General features: G+C 37.9%; 15 protein-coding genes, 9 tRNA genes and 1 pseudogene. 17 read left to right on the top strand and 8 right to left on the bottom strand.

What is annotated here, in order from left to right; genetic code table 11:
- Window positions 1–13: 13 nt before the first annotated feature.
- On the bottom strand, window positions 14–943 hold the full coding sequence (locus tag I2F31_RS09985; protein WP_195773846.1) for an acyltransferase: 930 nt from the start codon (window positions 941–943) through the stop codon (window positions 14–16).
- 236 nt (window positions 944–1,179) lie between these two features.
- Between I2F31_RS09985 and I2F31_RS09990 the strand changes: the two genes are divergently transcribed.
- The 4 genes from I2F31_RS09990 (at window position 1,180) to I2F31_RS10005 (ending at window position 5,466) form a co-directional block, all read left to right on the top strand.
- Window positions 1,180–1,839: an OmpA family protein gene (locus I2F31_RS09990; protein WP_195769203.1), complete on the top strand. Its 660-nt coding sequence runs from the start codon at window positions 1,180–1,182 to the stop codon at window positions 1,837–1,839.
- Between the two features lie 296 nt (window positions 1,840–2,135).
- Window positions 2,136–4,358 (top strand): TonB-dependent hemoglobin/transferrin/lactoferrin family receptor, encoded by a 2,223-nt coding sequence (locus I2F31_RS09995; RefSeq protein WP_195769204.1) that lies wholly within the window; start codon window positions 2,136–2,138, stop codon window positions 4,356–4,358.
- A 65-nt stretch (window positions 4,359–4,423) separates the two neighbouring features.
- A complete protein-coding gene (locus I2F31_RS10000) occupies window positions 4,424–5,287 on the top strand; it encodes a hypothetical protein (protein ID WP_195769205.1) in 864 nt (287 codons plus the stop codon).
- Between the two features lie 102 nt (window positions 5,288–5,389).
- Window positions 5,390–5,466 (top strand) — tRNA-Met (locus I2F31_RS10005).
- Window positions 5,467–5,891: 425 nt separating this feature from the next.
- Here I2F31_RS10005 and I2F31_RS10010 read toward each other — a convergent pair.
- On the bottom strand, window positions 5,892–6,032 hold the full coding sequence (locus I2F31_RS10010; protein WP_195769206.1) for an entericidin A/B family lipoprotein: 141 nt from the start codon (window positions 6,030–6,032) through the stop codon (window positions 5,892–5,894).
- A gap of 93 nt (window positions 6,033–6,125) precedes the next feature.
- The gene (locus tag I2F31_RS10015; protein WP_195769207.1) at window positions 6,126–7,001 is read right to left on the bottom strand and encodes a DUF1853 family protein; all 876 of its coding nucleotides are present in this window, start codon (window positions 6,999–7,001) and stop codon (window positions 6,126–6,128) included.
- A 75-nt stretch (window positions 7,002–7,076) separates the two neighbouring features.
- Here I2F31_RS10015 and I2F31_RS13340 point away from each other — a divergent pair.
- The 13 genes and pseudogenes from I2F31_RS13340 to I2F31_RS10075 all read left to right on the top strand — a co-directional run.
- A pseudogene (locus I2F31_RS13340) lies at window positions 7,077–7,433 on the top strand (YbaN family protein); the annotation flags it as partial.
- 42 nt (window positions 7,434–7,475) lie between these two features.
- The gene (locus I2F31_RS10020) at window positions 7,476–7,964 is read left to right on the top strand and encodes a L,D-transpeptidase family protein (RefSeq protein ID WP_407647880.1); all 489 of its coding nucleotides are present in this window, start codon (window positions 7,476–7,478) and stop codon (window positions 7,962–7,964) included.
- A 125-nt stretch (window positions 7,965–8,089) separates the two neighbouring features.
- Window positions 8,090–8,165 (top strand) — tRNA-Val (locus I2F31_RS10025).
- Window positions 8,166–8,191: 26 nt separating this feature from the next.
- Window positions 8,192–8,268, top strand: a tRNA-Asp gene (locus I2F31_RS10030).
- A gap of 34 nt (window positions 8,269–8,302) precedes the next feature.
- A tRNA-Asp gene (locus tag I2F31_RS10035) sits at window positions 8,303–8,379 on the top strand.
- Window positions 8,380–8,415: 36 nt separating this feature from the next.
- Window positions 8,416–8,491: transfer RNA gene (locus I2F31_RS10040), tRNA-Val, on the top strand.
- Window positions 8,492–8,530: 39 nt separating this feature from the next.
- Window positions 8,531–8,607, top strand: a tRNA-Asp gene (locus I2F31_RS10045).
- A 36-nt stretch (window positions 8,608–8,643) separates the two neighbouring features.
- Window positions 8,644–8,719: transfer RNA gene (locus tag I2F31_RS10050), tRNA-Val, on the top strand.
- Between the two features lie 39 nt (window positions 8,720–8,758).
- Window positions 8,759–8,835 (top strand) — tRNA-Asp (locus tag I2F31_RS10055).
- A gap of 36 nt (window positions 8,836–8,871) precedes the next feature.
- Window positions 8,872–8,947, top strand: a tRNA-Val gene (locus I2F31_RS10060).
- Between the two features lie 320 nt (window positions 8,948–9,267).
- Complete coding sequence (locus tag I2F31_RS10065) at window positions 9,268–9,813, top strand: RNA polymerase sigma factor (protein ID WP_195773847.1); 546 nt, start codon at window positions 9,268–9,270, stop codon at window positions 9,811–9,813.
- On the top strand, window positions 9,806–10,801 hold the full coding sequence (locus I2F31_RS10070) for a FecR family protein (RefSeq protein ID WP_195769209.1): 996 nt from the start codon (window positions 9,806–9,808) through the stop codon (window positions 10,799–10,801). Before I2F31_RS10065 ends, I2F31_RS10070 begins: the two co-directional genes overlap by 8 nt.
- Window positions 10,802–10,908: 107 nt before the next feature.
- Complete coding sequence (locus I2F31_RS10075) at window positions 10,909–13,509, top strand: TonB-dependent receptor (protein ID WP_195769210.1); 2,601 nt, start codon at window positions 10,909–10,911, stop codon at window positions 13,507–13,509.
- A gap of 93 nt (window positions 13,510–13,602) precedes the next feature.
- On the opposite strand, the gene I2F31_RS10080 is transcribed toward I2F31_RS10075, so the two are convergent.
- The 5 genes from I2F31_RS10080 to I2F31_RS10100 all read right to left on the bottom strand — a co-directional run bounded on the left by I2F31_RS10080 (window position 13,603) and on the right by I2F31_RS10100 (window position 18,917).
- Window positions 13,603–14,751 (bottom strand): MFS transporter, encoded by a 1,149-nt coding sequence (locus tag I2F31_RS10080; RefSeq protein ID WP_195769211.1) that lies wholly within the window; start codon window positions 14,749–14,751, stop codon window positions 13,603–13,605.
- 58 nt (window positions 14,752–14,809) lie between these two features.
- Window positions 14,810–15,235, bottom strand: coding sequence for a MarR family winged helix-turn-helix transcriptional regulator (locus I2F31_RS10085; protein WP_195769212.1), 426 nt, complete (start codon window positions 15,233–15,235; stop codon window positions 14,810–14,812).
- 402 nt (window positions 15,236–15,637) lie between these two features.
- Complete coding sequence (locus tag I2F31_RS10090; RefSeq protein WP_195773848.1) at window positions 15,638–16,963, bottom strand: LLM class flavin-dependent oxidoreductase; 1,326 nt, start codon at window positions 16,961–16,963, stop codon at window positions 15,638–15,640.
- 53 nt (window positions 16,964–17,016) lie between these two features.
- Window positions 17,017–17,520 (bottom strand): flavin reductase, encoded by a 504-nt coding sequence (locus I2F31_RS10095; protein ID WP_213014863.1) that lies wholly within the window; start codon window positions 17,518–17,520, stop codon window positions 17,017–17,019.
- Between the two features lie 74 nt (window positions 17,521–17,594).
- Complete coding sequence (locus I2F31_RS10100; protein WP_195769215.1) at window positions 17,595–18,917, bottom strand: MFS transporter; 1,323 nt, start codon at window positions 18,915–18,917, stop codon at window positions 17,595–17,597.
- Window positions 18,918–19,055 lie beyond the last annotated feature (138 nt).

Here is a 19,055-nt window from a genome sequence, read left to right on the forward strand (position 1 = left end):
ATTTAAATCTATACTAAGGCGTAGTGTTACAGTGATATTGGGTTTTGATTTCATCAATTAAGGCATCTTTTTCATGCCAAATTTGACTGAGCCATTGATAAAACTGGGCACGAAATTGACGGTCTTCCTCATAGTTGCCATCGAAGATCCACTGCTGAATTTCAATTTTACGTAAATGCACCACAATACGAGGCACTTCACCCAACCAGAACCCGCTATAGTCAGGTACACCGTCGGGATAGACAATGGTCATATCCACCAAACTATCAACTTTTTCACCTAAAATATTAATCGCAAGGGCTAGTCCACCTGCCTTAGGTTTAAGTAAATGTTTATACGGAGACTTTTGTTTTGTATGTTTTTCTGAGGTAAAGCGTGTACCTTCAATATAATTGAGTAATGTAAATGGTTGACTCAGTAGCTGTTCACAAGACTTGCGTGCTTCCATGATGTCACGGTGTTTAAGCTCAGGTTTTTTGGCAATTTGTGATTTAGTATGACGTTTCATCATTGGAAAGCCTAAAATTTTAAAAGCTTGACCAACAAATGGAATAAAAATTAGCTCCCATTTAGTAAAGAAACGAGTCAGTGGCATGCGTGGACGGCCAAAGTACTGATTGACCGTGGTATCTACCCAACTTTGGTGATTACAGGTCATAATATAACGACCATCTAGCTTAAGGTCTAAGTCAGGGTCAATACGTATGTCCCACTGGGTTTCGGGTAGCACGTGGTCAATGAGCCAGTTGTTAATAGATAACCAATTATTAGCAATATTGACATTGGTTTCATCGGTTTTTGCTGAAGGTTTAATGAGTTTAGTTAAGCCTAAAGCTAAAATAGGACAACAATGAACCAAAGTATTTCCTGTGAAAACTGACCCAACGGTGAGGCCACGTGTCACTTTTTTTAATAAGCTGGGTTTTTTAGTGTGCGTTAGCATAGTTTGTCCTAAGAATAGCCTCTGTGTATCATAATCTGAATGACGTTTATTTCGTTAAAAAAAATCACAAAGTTGCTTAATATATGTGCTCTTATTGAAGTTTATTACCAAGTGATATAATGCTGTTACTGGTTTGTTAACAATACAGCCTGTTTTTAACAAAAAAGTTATGTTTCATTCCTGATAGCTGTCTCATAATCAAATTATATATTAATTAAAACTCAAGGAGACATGCAATGCGTGCATTAGTCGTTTCTACTGTTGTTGGGGCATTAGCACTTTCAGGTTGTCAGTCAATGAATACAGGTGCAACAGGTAGTGGTATTAGTCAATATGACAAAACAGCAATTGGTACACTCATTGGTGCAGCCGCAGGTTATGGTTTGTCACGAGGTAATGCCAATACATCAGCACAAAATAATCGTGCTGCAGCCATCGGTGCAATTTTAGGTGGTGCAGGTGGTTTGTATTTAGATAAAAAAGAACAGCGTTTGCGTGAGCAAATGGCAGGTACCGGTGTTGAAGTCAACCGTAACTCAGATGGCTCAGTTGGTCTTGTAATGCCTGGTAATATTACATTTGATACCAATCAATCAACCATTAAACCAAACTTTTATACTACTTTAAATAAAGTGGCTCAAACTTTAACAGAAGACAATAAAAGTGCGATTTTAGTGACAGGCTACACTGATAATACAGGTAACGATTCAATTAATATTCCATTGTCGCAAGCACGTGCTCAAGCCGTTGCAAGCTACTTAGCAGGCCAAGGCGTGTCACGTAGTAAAATTAATGCACAAGGTAATGGCTCTGCAAATCCAATTGCATCAAATGCAACACCTGCGGGTCGTGAACAAAACCGCCGTGTAGAAATTAGCATTTATGCAACTCAGTAAGTGCTGTATTCGCTACTAAATAAAGTAAATTGTTAAAAAAGCCCCGATCATGTATCGGGGCTTTTTCTTTAGGAAATGCTTATAGATAAAGATTAAATACAAAATGTTTTGAATGAAAATAAAACAAGTAATGTAAAAATGACTGATGGGTCACAGATTAAGATGTAAAATAAATGGTAAATACTATTGATTATGATTATCATTTATATAATTTGCATTCGATGATACATATAAAATATATGTAAACCGCCTTATTTCGTCATCGAAACTTCCATTGTTCGAGTTGAGTCGTATTTATGCGTGAATCTTTAAATCCCAATTCTTCTGTAAAACACATAAAACCAAGCCATTTGGCCATTTGTTTAGCAACCCTGATGGGGGCAAGCACATCTGTTTTTGCAACAACAAGTAATACAGAGTCTACGGCTTTGCCAGTGATTACAGTATATGCGGAACAAAATAATAAAGTACCTGAATCAGTAGTAACGATTGACCGTACTAACTTAGACCGTACTGGTGCAACAGACATGGCGAGCGTAGTGAAGTACCTACCACTCGTGAATGCACCAAAAGCAGTGAATGGTGGAGGAAATGCGTGGGATGGTTCAGGTACGACTGGATACAATATTCGTGGTGTTGATGCCAACCGTGTTGGCTTAGATGTTGATGGTGTTGAGCTTGCAAGTGCAACACCTGAACCAGATGGTGCAAAAGGCAATAGCTATAGCTCAGGCCGTGATTTTATCGACCCAGAAATGTTCAGTAGTATTTCTGTGGTGTCTGGTACAACCAATCCAAGTTCAGAAGGGATCGGTGGCCGCGTTACCTTTAAAACCAAATCACCAGAAGATTATTTGAAAAATGGTAAACAAGTTGCAGGTACGCTAAAGAGTGGTTTTAGTTCTGCAGACAGTGCATGGTTTACTTCTGCTACAGGAGCTGTGGGTAATGATGTTGTTCAAGGTCTTGTTGCATATTCACATCGTGATGGGCATGCAACTGAAAGTAATGGAACATTGTCTACCAACCCATCAGATTGGACTTCAGATGCAATCTTAGCAAAATTACTTTGGAATATTACGGAAAACCAAAAAATTGGTTTTACCTTTGACTATTACAAAAAGAATGCTAAGAACGTTATCAGTGCAGATTTACTGAGTAGTTTGTATCCACAAGGTGCGACCCAGACTATAAACGGTGAGCGTAATCGCTACGCTTTAGATTATCGTTTTACACCTGAAAGTTTTGTGTTGTTTGATCGTTTAGATGCCAATGCATATTATCAAGCAACAAAAAATAATAACCGTACGTATGCATATTATTCGACAGGAAAAGGCTACCGTACAATTTATAATAACTATACAGAAGACAATTACGGTCTGTCAGTAAATGCATTAAAGCAATTGAATAACCATAAAATTACTTATGGTTTAACTGCAAATCAAATGAATAGTGATCGCCCTTGGCAGCAGTACAACCCTGATGGTTCAGTAACTGTACAAAATCGTATGGTAAAATCTGAAACTAGTAAATATTCACTGTATGTATCTGATGCAATGACATGGGATATTGCAGGTCAACCATTTACAGTGACACCAGGATTACGTTACCAATTTGAACGTTTTAACCCCAAAAATGCTTCGCAAGTTTTAAGCTCGACTGCAAAACGTGATCAAGTGGAAAAATCGAGCAATGATTACTATGCACCAAGTCTTGCTTTGGATTACCAAATTGCTTCGGGTTACTACACCTATGCGAAATACAACCGTGGTGCACGTATTGCAACAGCGGCTGAAATGTCTGGAACATATGATCCAGGTCGTGGCTACTCAATTGTTGGTAATAGTGACTTAAAGAAAGAAACCAGTGATGCATTTGAGCTCGGTTTAAAAACCACACCTGTAGATGGTATTCACTTTGATGTGACTGGTTTCTACACCAAATATAAAAACTTTATTGACTATAAAACCTTAAGTACAGCTCTAACAGGTGATTCAACGACTTATCAGCTACAAAATGTCGCTAATGTAAATATTTGGGGTGGGGAAGTTTCATTCCGTGCAGATATTGGAAAATTTGTTGAACAGGCTGATGGTGTTAGCCTTGCACTTGTTGCAGGAACGACCAAAGGTGTGTCTAAAAATACCAGTGGCGTAAAAGGTGGCGTCAACTCGGTACAACCTGAAAAAGCAAGCTTAACTTTTGCGTATGACGATCCAGCGCAAAAATATGGTTTAGGCTTTACCACAACAGCAGTTGCTTCTAAAAAAGCAACTAAAGATAGTAGTGTTATAACTTCGACGGGGAGTTATAAGAATGTACCTGGCTATGTGGTACATGACTTGACTGCATATTGGAATGCAAACAAGTATATGACTTTTAACGTTGCATTAAACAATATCTTTGATGAAAAGTATTGGGATTATGCAACTGTTGCAACACTTACAAATGCCAGCGCAATTGATCGTGCAACATTACCAGGTCGTAATGTTGTAGCTAGCATTGAATTTAAATTTTAATTGAAACAAAAAAGAGGCTATACAGTATTTCGATGCTGTATTGTCTCTTTTTTTATAGGTGAATTATGAAAAAGAGCATACTTACTTTAGCTCTATTTACTACGGTATCTACAACTTTTGCAGCAACACAAGACACGACACCATCAGTATTTACTGCGGGTATTAATGAGTCAGCGACCGCAACACAAAGCCGTTGGGTAAAAGAGTTTTCGGGTGATAAAGAAGCCACTTCAATTGCTAAAAAGCAATTTGTTGAAAAATTCGTGGCTCAATATCAAGCACTTTTCCAACAGTATAAAAAAGTGAATCAAGCACAGTTTGTTGCTTTTGAAGAGCAACAACTGAATGACACAATCCAAGCTCATAGAGATGCATCAGTTAAGCAAGCTCATGTAAGATTTGGTGTATTGAATAAGAATAAAGACGATAAAATTTCACTCAAAGAGTTTCAAGATGTGGGTGTAAGATCATTTGAAAATTTTGACAAAAACCAAGATGGCATTGTAAATGCTGAAGATGCAAAACTTGAAACTAAAAAATCAACGATGCATGGCGGTGCAATGTTTAAAATGGCCGTATCTATTCCTGTTGCGACAGATGTAAATAGTTTTATTGAGCAACATGGCCAAGGTAAAGATTATGTTACGTTGGCACAATTTCTAACTGAGCGTGAAAAACAGTTTGTAGACACAGACACCAATCATGATTGGGGGCTTTCAGAAGACGAATATGTAACAGAGTTTACACAGCGTTATGATGAAAATGCATCACAGGCGAAAGCACGTTTAAACGTATTTTATAATGATCGCTTTACAGCAATTGCCCATGGCAAGTTGGAAATTAGCCAAAAAGACGTAAAGCACTTTGCAGAAAGCCTTTTTAAGTACTGGGACAAGAACAAGAATGGTAAAATTGAGCTAGGTGAATAAGCTTATATTTTTATTCTGAGTAGTTTGCTTGTTTGCTAACCATTTACAAGACTAAAGTGGTTGACGTTAGTGGTATTAGTATAGATAATGCATGCACAAAATGGCTATGTAGCTCAGTTGGTTAGAGCACAGCACTCATAATGCTGGGGTCACAGGTTCGAGTCCCGTCATAGCCACCATATTTGTATAACTATACTGCGTACTATAAACAAAACAGCTTGTTTAATGGTACCAATCAAAAAACCAACGCCATTTGCGTTGGTTTTTTATTTGCCTAAATTTTTATCTTGTATATAAATATAAAAGTAAAGTATTTGAGAGTGGCTATAAATTTATAGAATTGCTTTGTGGTTTCGATATTTTAATGTGCTATGAAAAATCACATGGTTTCGCTATAGATACTATGCAAGAGTATTTACTCTTTATATATGCATTCAGGCCAGATATAGCACAGGCTATGCGTTTTTAGGTGTTGTTTGTATATATTTAAAATTAATTCTTATGTGTGATTAAGGATACATAAAAAAAGCACTTTAAAACCAATATGGCTTTAAAATGCTGTATTTGCTTCTGGCTTAACTTAGACTGTTATTGCCGTCAAAGCTTACATTTTTGCTTGCGTTTTTGTTGCTGTGTTAGATACCGCTTTACCTGCTTTAGAAACATCTTGTCCAAAACCATGGAAAGTATTACAGCCTGCTAACATCACTGCTGCTGCAATTGATGCAAGAATTACTTTTTTCATTTTCTTCTCCAAACGGTTGATTTTTTATTGCTGTAATAAAATCATAATCAATCTTTCATGCATTGAATATTGTCTTTTATGGTTAAAATGTATTCAGTTTGTATGTAGTGTATGCAATATGTTTTCTATGCTTTGGCTTATTTTGTAAGGGGCTTGAATGCGTGGCAGTCGGTACATATAGAACAGGGTTTGTTCGACATTACAATATAGCCCATCATGCCACCACCCAGATGATAGTGCAGGAGAGACGTTTGCTGTAATCCATTCATGTCGTGTGAGGCGATATAAGCCATTTAATGGAGAATTACCCCAATAACCTATTCTGCGTGTGGTATTTATCCAGTCTGGCATGTGTGATATGGCTTGATCAATAGGGTAATACAGTTGTCCTTTTAACACGGCATACTTTTGCTGAATTGATTGTCCAGATGCTGTATTAAACTGAAATTGATTTTGAGTAAAGTGGTTTAGTTTCTTTGCCAAAGTATCATTTCTATTCAGCCCGTACCACTGCTCTAGCTTGGCATGAGACTCTGCCAAGTAGTACTTAATGGCAACTTCCCAATGCTCAATTTGCCCAGTGGAGTGATTAAAAATGACAAAGTCTAGCTCTCCGAGCGTATGTTTACCTTCTATTTGCTGAATACTATGTCCAATGAGCTGAAATGTATGGTATTTCTCATCACGTAGCCAAAAGAGTAAAAACATTTCAAAACGCAAACCTAAGCGAGTACTTTTGAGTTGTGCTATAAATGACAGTAAATCTGTTGGGTCGTGATCAAGTTCATTTAATCGTGCTTGATACTGAAAAAATTGTGTTTGCCAGAATACGTGGTCATGTAACTGAAAAGAATGTTTAATGCGTAATGTAGATGGAATACAACTAATAATATTAGGGCTGGAAATACAAAAAGCCAATTGCCTAACACAAGGGTTTTTATACTGTTGCCAAGGTTCAAAAAAAGACATAAATCAGTTAAACCTCAGCGACAATAAAAGAACTTACCTATAATATACCCTAGACACAGCTGATCAGGTTCTAATATGAAAACAGTATTTTGGCGGACGCTCGTTATTCTTTTTATTATACTTGCGATCATTGGTGCAATTTTACCAGGTATGCCAACCACTGTATTTTTAATTCTGGCGGCGTGGGCATCATCAAAAGGTTGGCCACAAATGGATGCATGGTTATTAAACCATCCTAAATATGGGCCTACCCTAAAAAATTGGCGAGAAAATGGAACGGTACCTCGCAAAGCCAAGTGGCTGGCTTCTATTATGATGCTAATCAGCGGTATTGCTATGTTGTTTACGAATGCACCCTTACTTGTAAAAATCTTTACTAATAGCATTATGTTGATCGTCGCAGTTTGGTTATGGCTACGCCCCGAAACAAAAAAACAAGTCAGTCTTGCTTCTAAAACACTAAACGATGCAGATATTTTAATTGATCTGACAAAGCAAATTCTTTACCTCAAAAAAAATAGGAAACAATACTTTATCTCTTCAGGTAAGAATGGGATTGGTGAAGCTGAAAATAGTGGTAAAACCCCAACGGGATGGCACTGTATTGCACAAAAAATTGGTGATGATGCGGTAGTAAATAGTGTATTTGTTGGAAGAGTTGCTACTGGTGAAGTATATAGCGAGCACTTAGATGCTAACCAGCCAAACCGAGATTGGATTTTGACACGCATCTTATGGCTCAAAGGACTAGAGCAGGGGGTAAACTTAGGTGAGGGCGTAGATACTTTTTCACGTTATATCTATATACATGGTACGCCTGAAAAAAACTTAATGGGCCAGCCTTTGTCGCATGGCTGTATACGCATGCATAATAGCGCTTTGATTGAAGTATTTGATGCAGTTGATGAAAATGCTTTGGTATATTTGTCTAAAGATGCTCTAGATTTAGCCAATTTAAGCTAAAAAAACAGAGAAGCACTTATTTTTTAATCATTTAAACTTAAAAATAGAGAAACATGCTGAAAAGCGTTTGACACTTGGTATAGATTCTCTATAATGCACCACACAAACGATAAAGACGTTTTAGAGGGTGCTTAGCTCAGTTGGTAGAGCGTCTGCCTTACAAGCAGAATGTCGGCGGTTCGATCCCGTCAGCACCCACCAAATATCTTCATTGTCTTAAGTGAAATGCAGCGGTAGTTCAGTTGGTTAGAATATCGGCCTGTCACGCCGAGGGTCGCGGGTTCGAGTCCCGTCCGCTGCGCCATTTCAAGGCACTCGTTTTAATAAGTTTTAAAGTTGCAGCGGTAGTTCAGTTGGTTAGAATATCGGCCTGTCACGCCGAGGGTCGCGGGTTCGAGTCCCGTCCGCTGCGCCATTTTAAGACTTACACTTTTAAATCTTACGATTTAAAGGGCGCTTAGCTCAGTTGGTAGAGCGTCTGCCTTACAAGCAGAATGTCGGCGGTTCGATCCCGTCAGCGCCCACCATATATTATACTGTCAGTAAGTCGACATTATAGTAGTAATGCAGCGGTAGTTCAGTTGGTTAGAATATCGGCCTGTCACGCCGAGGGTCGCGGGTTCGAGTCCCGTCCGCTGCGCCATTTTAAGACTTACACTTTTAAATCTTACGATTTAAAGGGCGCTTAGCTCAGTTGGTAGAGCGTCTGCCTTACAAGCAGAATGTCGGCGGTTCGATCCCGTCAGCGCCCACCACATATTATACTGTCAGTAAGTCGATATTATAATAGTAATGCAGCGGTAGTTCAGTTGGTTAGAATATCGGCCTGTCACGCCGAGGGTCGCGGGTTCGAGTCCCGTCCGCTGCGCCATTTTAAGACTTACACTTTTAAATCTTACGATTTAAAGGGCGCTTAGCTCAGTTGGTAGAGCGTCTGCCTTACAAGCAGAATGTCGGCGGTTCGATCCCGTCAGCGCCCACCAAACTTCTATAAGAATATTTATCCCGCTTTCCTATATAAACTTCATCATAACTCTGTTCTAGTTTGATTACATCTTGATCAGACCTAAGAATTTTTTATTTTCATAATATTTCTTTAAAACCCTCTGTACGTCATTAACCTCATTTAAATGTTCGAATATAATGTAGCGATCCTTTCTTATTATTGTATGTCGAGGGTATATGCGATAGCAAAATGCGTTTAAGTGACTTTTTTGTGAAATTTTTATGTATGGATTGTTTTAAAATAGATTAAAATAAATGATAATAATTCTTATTTAATTGTTGTGTTGATTTTAGCTATATGGATCAATCTTCCTCTCTCGCTTCAGAGCATCAAATGATTCATGATTGGTATTTAGAACATCATGATTGGTTACAACAATGGCTGAGTTTTCGTATTACCGATTCATTTAATGCACCAGATATTGTGCAAGATACGTTTGTAAAGCTTTTACAAACCCGCCAAAAGCTGTTTGGTATTCAAGAGCCTAAAGCATATTTGACGAATATTGCTAAAAATATTGTTATTGATAAGCACAGACGCTATGTGCTCGAAAAAACTTATCTGGAAGCACTTGCAATACAACAATTTGAGCAAGAATCTATACTTGCACACAATGATTTAGAAAAAGTAGTGGAAATTTTAGATTTTATTACCCTGTCTTTAAGCCATAGTACTGCAATTGCTCGTAAAGCTTTTTTAATGTATTACTTTGAAGGCTATAACCAATCTGAAGTTGCCGTAGCAATAGGTAAGTCTCTAAGAACAACACAAAGCTATTTAGCCGATTGTTTAAGTGCATGCTTTGAAGCAAAACAGCGCTTATGTGTATATGAATATGATTGATCCTAATTTGCAATCAATTCAAAAAGAAATTTCATTATGGATTATTCGCTTAAACCATGAAGACCCAATTGAACGTAAACAAGCAAAAGTTGAGTTTGAAACATGGTTGTTACAACATCCAGAATATTATGAGCAGTTAGAGAAAGTTGGTGATTTTTCCAATGAGCTTAGACAATTGCGAAAAACTCATCAAATGAATAGCCAAGTGATTCAAATGTCTTTTGAGAGTCGCCAGAAAAAACATCAGCAATTTCAAAAAATGCTTAGACGAAGCTTATTGGGTATAGGGTGTTTATGTATTGTAAGTGGATTATTATATGGTTATCTTCCTTACAATTACTATAGTGCAGACTATAAAACAACTACAGGTGAAGTTAAAAATATAACACTCTCGGATGGCTCTAAAGTTATATTAGCTGCAAAATCTGCAATTAAACTCAATTACACAGCAACGATTAGGCAGATTGAATTGATTCAAGGTGATATTTATGTGGATGTTGCAAGAGATAAAAATAGACCTCTAGTTATTGCAACCAAACAAGCACAGTATACTGCGCTAGGCACACGCTTTATTGTGGATCAATACCAAAAAACGAGTCAAATTAGTATGTTGCACTCTAGTGTTCATGTATGCTCTTTGCATACAGCTCAAAGCCAGACAGTACAAGCTGGTCAGAAAATGATAGTCAGTGATACAGGTTTGACAAATATACAAGATATACCTGTTCAAATGACAGACTTTGCATGGCAACACCAACAGATTTTAGCCGATAATTTGGCATTACCTGATTTATTAACGCGTTTAAATTATCAATTTGGTACACATTTTATTTATCAGACTTCATCACTTGAACCGATTAAGGTCAATGGAATCATCAACATTCAGCAAGATGTGAGCCAAATTTTGGCGTTGATTCACGTAAAAAATCCTCAACTTCAGATTCATCAAATTAGCCCCAATCTTTTTATACTGCGTTTAAACAAATAAATAAAAAAAACTGCGTCTTTTTTTGTTGCTGTACGTCAATAAAGATAAGAACCTCTTTTGTTTTTATTATCAAAGTTAATGATTATCATTTAAATGGCTATTATCTTATGCAAAACTCATCTCGACAGTATCCACTACAAAAAATAGCTTTTGCTGTGTCTTTAGCGATTTCGATCAGTTGTATTTCAACAGTTGTTCAAGCACAAACAACGTCGAATACGGCACTGTATTTTACTGTAGATACAGGTAGGCTAACCCAAGCACTCAATACAGTAGCAATGCAGGCGAATGTTTCTTTATTATTCGATGCAAATCAAACGAATGATTATCAAGTGGATGCTTTACATGGCAATTATACGGTTGAGCAAGCATTCTTGATACTGACGCGTAAAACACCTTTTCAGATTGTGAAAAAATCATCTGGATATGTTTTGGTGAATAATAGTGAATTTGATAAAAAGGTGGCTACACCATTACAAAAGCCTGATCCTAATGTAATGCAACAGAGTCTTGCATCATCGATCATATCTGACCAAAATCAAATGTACCAAATGCCAACCATTTATGTACAAGTAGGAAAGGTAGACGTCGCTCAGTTTGGTCAAAGTCGCTTAAATCAAACGATGATTAATCGCTATCAAGCCAATAATGTCGCTCAATTATTGGATACAATGCCTGGTGTTGCAACTGCTGGTTCACCTCGTCCAGGTGGACAGACGATTAATATTTTAGGTAAAGGTGGTGTGGCAGATGTACCAGTAACGGTCGATGGTGCATTAAAAACTTTTGATAAATATCGTCAAGGCTCGGTATTTATTGAGCCTGAAGTTTTAAAGATGGTCACGGTGGACAAGGGCCCACATAACGTTGAAGTGGGCAATGGCGGATTTGGTGGAAAGGTCACTTTGGAAACCAAAGATGCACAAGATTTATTAGAAAATGATCGTAATATAGGTGCATTCGTCAAATATTCTCGTTTCAGTAATAATCAGCAAAATACGTATACTGGGGCAGTATACGGTAAAAGTAGTCATAATTTAGTAGATGGTTTATTGTACTTTACACAGCGTGATAGTGGTAATGTTAAGCGTCCGGATGGTACAGCATTTCTATATTCAGCCCAAACACAAGATACCTATTTGGCAAAGTTTAATATACACCTGACAGATGAGCAGAAAATCTCATTAAATGCCATGCAAAGTAGTCATAGCGGTTGGGAGCCTTTTGCTGCTATGCGTGATCAAGATGCAACACCGACAGCTAAAGATATTGCATTGTATGGCTATGATGAGGCATGGAAGCGACGTTTGGTTTTTCGTGATCAAAAGGACAGTAGCTATTCTGTAGGGTATGAACTTAAGCCAATAGATAACCCCTATATTCATTTTAGTGCGAAAGCTACATATTCACAGACTCAGCAACATGATCAGCGCTTACCCAGTGTTTCATTTTCAGCATCAAATTTAGGTGATGAAAGTTGGGTGAAATACCAAAATTCATCAATAAAATTGATGAATACTGCAAAGATAGAAACAGACGATGGCATACATACTGTTAAAACGGGTATCCAATATCAAAATATGAAACAAAACGCATTGATGCTGGTTCGTTCATATTTAAATAATCCAGAGTTTAATTATGGTTTGTATCAACCTAATTATATGCCTGCTGGTGATCAGCAAATGTATAGTGCTTTTATTGAAGATCAGTACCAAATAGCTTCAATTACTCTTGCACCATCTTTACGTTATGATGATATTACCAATCAAGGGTATGGCAATATAGCACCACGTTATAGCAATATTTCTGTGGGTCAGAATTATACGCCAAAAACTTACACGGGCTGGACACCACGTTTGGCTTTGGCATGGAAACAGGCCGAGTATTTAACATGGTTTGCAAATGTGAGTAAAACATGGCGGGCACCACGTGTAGATGAGCAGTATTATACAGATGGGCCAAGTTCTACAGTACCTGCAACAAGCTTATATTTAAAACCTGAACGTATGTTGGCTTTACGTTTTGGTAATGAAGCGAATTTTGATGATGTATTTACCAAGAATGATCATCTACAACTGCGTTTAACCTATTATCACAACCGTGGTTCAGATGAGATTTTCCGTAATCGTTCTGTATTTTGTAAAGCACAAGCTGATTTGATTGCCAGTGGTAAAAGTACTAACTCCAGTGTGTGTAATGGTGATTATAATCGTGGATTTTATCGAAATATTACGGATTACACCATCAAGTCATATGAAGCAGAGTTGTTCTATAATCAGCCAAACTTCTTTGCAGGTTTAACTTATTCATACATACGAGGCCAACGAGATAATTCACCAGTTAACCCATGGTTTAATCAAAGAACATGGATCGAAGAAACACCACCGAGAAAAGCAACTGCAACAATGGGGTTAGTACTTCCTGAACATCAATTCACCATAGGTTGGAGAGGTGTATTTGTAGATGCACAGAAGCGTAGTATTTTAAATACAGATAACTCAATTGGTGCATCAGGCTTTTCTTTACCACGTACGAAAGGGTATGCTTTACATAGTATTTTTATGGACTGGCAGCTGTTTTCCAACAAAGGTCCGCAGCTCAATTTATCTATTGATAATTTATTTAACCGTGACTATAAAATATATTTAGGTGAATATATGACTGGTACGGGGCGAGATTTCAAATTGAGTATTTCTCAGAAATTTTAAATAAATAGGGTGAAAATAAGCGAACCTAAAGTTTAGTTAACTATATTAAATAGCTTGGGCATAGATCGCATCTATGTGTGGTTTTTGTCTTTGCTATTTAATAGTCATCAGACTCAGTTGTATGGTTGCATAAAGTAAAATGCAGGCAGAGAAGATAAAAATACTCATGAGCCCAAGGTGAGATAATACAAATGCACCCAATCCAGCACCAAAGGCAATGGCATAGTTTAATACGGCAGAGTTGAATGCAGCCATTGTTGTTGAGTGTTGTTTTGATGCAATAATCACCCATGTTTGTATGGTTGTGAATAATATTGATGCTGAAATTCCCCAAAAACATAGTAATAATGCACAACTATAAAATGAGATATGTGTACCTAAGGAGTATATAAAGAACATAGCGATTGAAAATATTGCCAAGAATATGAGTGTTAGTTGCTTTATATAGCGACTCATAAAATACATTGTAAGTATATTTCCTATAAGTCCTGATAAACCAAAAAGTAGTAAAAGCACTGTTAAATGGCGTTGAGAAAAAAAGTCAAGTGAACGGATATATGGCTCAATATAGGTGTAGGCACAAAATTGTGCTGTAGCAAGCATTGCTGTGATGCTGATAAGTAGCCATGTAAATTTTTGTGTATTGGGTGCTGATGATGGTGTTGAAAAATGAATTTCTTTATGATGTCTATGTGGTAAGAAAATAAAAATACAGACCATGCAACATATAATAAGTATGCTCACTAAGAAGAATGCAGATCCCCAACTGAACTGTTGACCGATGTAGTTGAGGATAGGGATACCTATGATGGTGGCTAAAGGAATACTGCTAAAGATGATGGAGGAGGTGAGTGTGCGATGTTTCTCACTCACAATTTTCATCGCATAGTCTGTAACAAGTGCCCAAAAGATACCATGACTCATGGCACATAATGCACGGTATATAAAAAAATCAATACTGTTTTTTGAGTATATGGTAAATGTGTTTGAAATCAGTAGCAGGGTAAATGTATAAAAAATTAATGGTTTACGCTCAAATGTTTTAAATAAAAATGGTGTTAATAGGCCGCATGTTGCCCCAATAATGGCATATACAGAAACGGTATGGCCTATGGTTGTTGTAGGTACATGCAATTGCTGTGCAATATTACTCAGTAAACTAATGGGTGAAAACTCAATGAGAATCATGGTAAATGCACATAAGCTTAGTGTGAGCACAGCACAGCGTTGTTGAAGGTGCATCGGTAATGGCCTTAGATTTTTATATAGGTAGGTGCGGTACTCAGGCTAGGGTATTAGACTATTCAGAGAGTTTTTTGAGTAAGTATAATAACGCGAGTTGTTCAGCAGGATTCAAAATCTCTAAAGTCTTGCTAGAAATCAGTTGAGCCTTTTCTGTAGCCTCAGCCAGCGTTATTTTCCCTAATTCGGTGATGTGGATTTTTACTTTGCGTTTGTCAATGGCATCTTGGCTTTGTAGAAGTAATTCACGTTTAATGAGTCGTTCGACAATACCTCGAATGGTAGCCTGATCAATTGCCGTACTTTCAACGAGTTCTTTTTGCGAGCAGTGCCCAAGCAAGTTGACGGTATATAATACAGTGAACTGTACAGAAGTTAATTGTGGTGAGCCAATGTTTTGCTGAAAAATTGCGAGGTGTCTTTGGTAGGCCTTACGAAGCAGATACCCTACTTGTTGATCGAGTACATATGTGTTTTGATTCAAAAGTTAAGTTTCCTAGTCATTGGGACGATTCTAAGTTTTGTAAATGCCCATTTAATCTGAGTTTTAAACAGAAGTAGAAAAAGTCCTAAAGTGGATTGTGTCTCGGTTGTATTTATGAGTACGATTCTATTATATCAGCCTAGAGGTGTATGCTGTATACAGCTTAAGTGGTGTTGATAGACATCTATGTCGTATGTTTAAGCGATGATCATTTTGTCAGAGATTGATGAATAAGGCTATAGATATTTTGGTGTGCGGTATGGCTGTATAGATTTGAAAAATGTGGAAATTTTGAAAAGATTTTTTGAGTGTTTTGATATTTAGAAGTGATGTTAATTTTGATGAGGAAGGCTATTCCAGTTTATATGATTCACGATATAAACTGGAATTTGGGTAGCTTAATTATTGGTAATTAGCAACACCTAAGTGATCGCGTAAATGTGAACCTATGTAGTCCTCACGGAACAAGCCACGGCGTTGTAGCTCTGGTATCACTAAACGGACAAACTTTTCAACACCTGTTGGAAAATAGGGCGGAGACACTAAGAAACCATCACATGCACCGCTCTCAAACCATTCTTGCATAATATCTGCAATCGTTGTTGGTGAGCCGACAATAACGGGTTGACCTGTAGACTCTGCAAAGTGGCGTGCAGTTTCTAAAATGGATTTATTTTCTTTACTGGCATATTCAGCCATGAGATTTTGCATGGTTGTACCAGCATTGGTTTTTGGCATTTCTGGCAATGGGCCATTTAAATCATAATCACGTACGTCGAGTCCACCAGAGTTTTGCATCATCCAGCCAATGGCTAAATCTTCAGGAATGAGTTCTTTCATACGAGCATGTAGTGCTTGAGCCTCTTCGTCGGTTTCTGCAACAATTGGCATAATTCCTGGTAATATTTTAATGTGATCTGGATTTCTACCAAATCCTTCTGTTCTATTACGTACGTCATCTCGAAAATTTTTGCATGCGGCTGGGGTGGGCTGATGTGTGAAGATGGCATCTGCTGTTCGAGCTGCTAAAGTTCGACCGATAATCGAAGAGCCTGCTTGGAAAATTGCAGGTCGAACTTGGGGGCTACGATCCATTGTGAGTGGGCCACGCACTTTAAAATATTTCCCTTCATGGTTTAAAAAGTTCATCTTACTAACATCGAAATAAACGCCTTTTTCTTTATCTCGAGTTAATGAGCCTTTTTCCCAACCTTCCCATAGCCCAGAGACAACATCAAAAAACTCTCCTGCGCGTTCATAGCGATCACCATGATCCATATGTACGTCCATACCAAAGTTTTGTGCTTCATTTTCATTAAATGAGGTGACTAAGTTCCAGCCTGCACGGCCATTACTAATAAAATCGAGTGAGGAAAAACGACGAGCAATATTGTATGGCTCATTGAATGTAGTTGTTGCGGTGGCAACGAGTCCGAGGTGTGTTGTTTCTCGTGCTAAAGCAGGTAGTAACATAGATGGGTCAAAGTGAATTGCACGTGGTGAAGCACCGCCATAGGTATCGCCTTTCATAATATTATTACTGCGAGGAACGGCAGCTTGATCTTCAAAGAAAATCGCATCCATTTTTCCTTCTTCTGCAAGTTTGGCCGCATTGACATAGTGTTCAATGCCTAAATCAATTTCAGGAATGGCGTCGGGTAAGCGCCAAGCACCGAAATGGAAACCTGGAAATAAAAACATTGCTAGATTCATTTGCTTTTTAGACATGATGTGTATTCCTATTTATCAATAAGTTAGATTTTAATCAGTCGGTGTTGAACTTAGCTTAGTTCACAGAATTTACGGTTGTAATAGACAAGGGCCGGTTGGCTGATATTTCCATATTGAATGTCTTCGACTTTACAAAGCAAAATGTCATGTGTTTCAACGTTTTTAAACTCAACAACAGTACAATCGAAGCAAACGACAGCTTCTTGGAGAACGGGAGAACCTGTGGTTGAGGTTTGCCATTGGATATCATCGAAACGATGTTGCATGGTTTTTTTACTGCTAAATGTTTTACACAGTTCTAGGTTGTTTATTCCTAAAGTATTAATACACACCACGCCATTTGTCTTAACTGCTTGGTAAGCTGATGATTTTTTCTGTAAGCACACCAATAGCATGGCAGGATTATCGGTGAGACTACAAACGGCTGAAGCAGTGAATCCTGCTAAGCCACCTGCTCCATCTGTTGTGACGACATTGACCGCCGCACTGAGGTGAGCAACAGCATTTCTAAAGTCATCTTGGGTGATTAGGTCTTGAGTGATTACATTTAACATGGCTGTAAATCCTTTCATATGGCATGAGTTGGACTAAAGCATTTTAAAAAAAATGCTTTAATTTTGATCACTATTTACTTGTTTACAAGTTTTTTAGGGAAAGATAGAACAAGGAAGCAACTTAAGAATAGGCAGATTGCAAATACCCACAATGCACCTTCAGGTTTACCTGTCACATCAATTGCCCAGCCAACCAGTGTGTTGCTGACTAAGCCTGCAATATTGGCGACAGAACAGGCAAGTGCAAAGGCAACCGCCGCCGCTGTACCTGATAAAAATGTTGCTGGAATGCTAAAGAAGACAGGAAGTGCACCGAGTGTTGCAATGGCTGCGATAGAAAATAGAGTAATGATCATCATGACATTGCTACTAAAGAATGGAATGAGAAATAGTGCAATTGAGCCGAAAATGAAAGGGACAATCATGTGCCAGCGACGTTCGCGATATTTGTCTGAGCTACGCCCAATCAGTATCATTGCAATTAAACCAACAATACTTGGAATAGCAGTTAAGAAGCCAATTTCAACGGTACTTTTGACCCCGGCATTTTTAAGAAAAGTGGGTAACCAGAAGCCCATAGAATATGTACATAACAACATTGAAAAGTCGATTAGTCCTAGAGTGAAAATTTTGAGGTTAAAGAATCCATCTTTAAAGCTGGTTTTTTCACGGGCACTATCGTTGCCTTTTAGGTCATCATCTAGGTTATTTTGAACATCTGTTTTTTCAGTATTGCTTAACCATTTGGCTTGGTTTGGAGTATTTGGTAATGCCCAAAAGGTGAGAATACCTAAAACAACACTTGGGATCGCTTCTAAGAAAAATAACCATTGCCAACCATGTAGGCCATACACCTCGTCAAAATATGTCATGATCCAACCAGATAATGGACTACCAATAATGACGGCCAAAGGAAGCCCCATCATAAATAATGCAATGATTTTTCCACGGTAGTATGTTGGGAACCATAAGGTGAGATAATATAGGACGCCTGGTAAGAAACCAGCTTCAGCAGCACCGAGTAAAAAGCGAATAATATAAAACTGTGTGGTATTGGTGACAAACATGGTTAACCCAGAGAGTATGCCCCATGTGATCATGATTCGAGCAATCCAGATTTTTGCTCCGATTTTCTGAAGTACCACATTGCTCGGGACCTCAAAAATAATGTAGCCTACAAAAAATATACCTGCACCTAGACCAAATGCAGCTTCACTAAATTGTAAATCACTGAGCATTTGTAATTTTGCAATACCCACATTAATACGGTCTAAATAGGCTGCCAAATAGCAAAAACCTAAGAAGGGAATAAGCCTCCACATGATTTTTGTGTATGTGGCTTTGGACTGTTCTGAGACAACAGCACCTTTATCTTTATCTAAAATTACCGCCCCCATAACTTACTCCTCTGACTTAAAGCATATATACGGTATTAACGTGTTTGCAAAAATGGCCTGAATATTAAAGATCTGTTTTAAATCCATATCATTTAATAGGCTGAAATGTATGTTTGAAACACTGAGTACATTGATATA

The sequence above is a fragment of the Acinetobacter rathckeae genome (genome assembly GCF_015627125.1).
GTDB classification, from domain to species: domain Bacteria; phylum Pseudomonadota; class Gammaproteobacteria; order Pseudomonadales; family Moraxellaceae; genus Acinetobacter; species Acinetobacter rathckeae.